The 711-nt window shown below is 46.0% G+C and carries 1 pseudogene; it reads right to left on the bottom strand.

Features of this window, described 5'->3' with window-relative positions:
* Positions 1-711 (bottom strand): annotated as a pseudogene (locus A3729_RS32535) (C4-dicarboxylate ABC transporter); the annotation flags it as partial.

Here is a 711-nt window from a genome sequence, read left to right as displayed (position 1 = left end):
AGTCAGCATGGCAAACATAAAAAACACTGCAAGCGTTAGCATGAAAACCCGGCTTCCCCAATAAAACAAATCATCACTCAAGACTTCTTTGTTGAGAATGGCAATACCGATTACCAACAGGCAGGGCCTTAATACAACGCCTGAGCTTCCGGTCATTGCGGTGACCGCCAGTGCAAGCTGACGCCGAGTACCAACACGCCTCAACTCCTGATAAACCACAGCACCCATGGCAATAATGATAATACCTGAGGCCCCTGTATAAGCAGTTGGTACAGCCATTAATGCGATGGCGATGCAGGCCAGTATTTCAGGGGGAAAGTTCCAGGGTTTAAAGACATCAAAAAGCTTCGCGCCAAGCAAGGTCTCTTTAAGCAGCATTCCGACCCATATATAGAGAGCGATCGTCAGATGTAGATTAGTCAGTTGGAATATCTGAGTAAAGTACATGCTGATGCCAGGAGCATGCTCTTCGTTGACAAAAAAATGATACGCAGCTGCCAGAAGCATCCAGGTTTGAATGGGAACTGTAAGCACCATTCTAAAGGGAGAAGTGTTTTGTTTACTTAGGTGCCGGGTTTTAAAAAGCTTGATGAAACTCACTAGACTTAGCACGGCGCTACCGACAATAAGCGTAGCAAGGAGTTCGGGTGAACTAAGGCTTGCTCCAGCGTCTTCTGCGTCCTTATAAAATCGATAGCTGGAATAAAACAA

The organism is Oleiphilus sp. HI0043 (genome assembly GCF_001634935.1).
The sequence above is the reverse complement of the archived record's forward strand: the minus strand, read 5'-3'. Positions and strand labels throughout refer to the sequence as shown.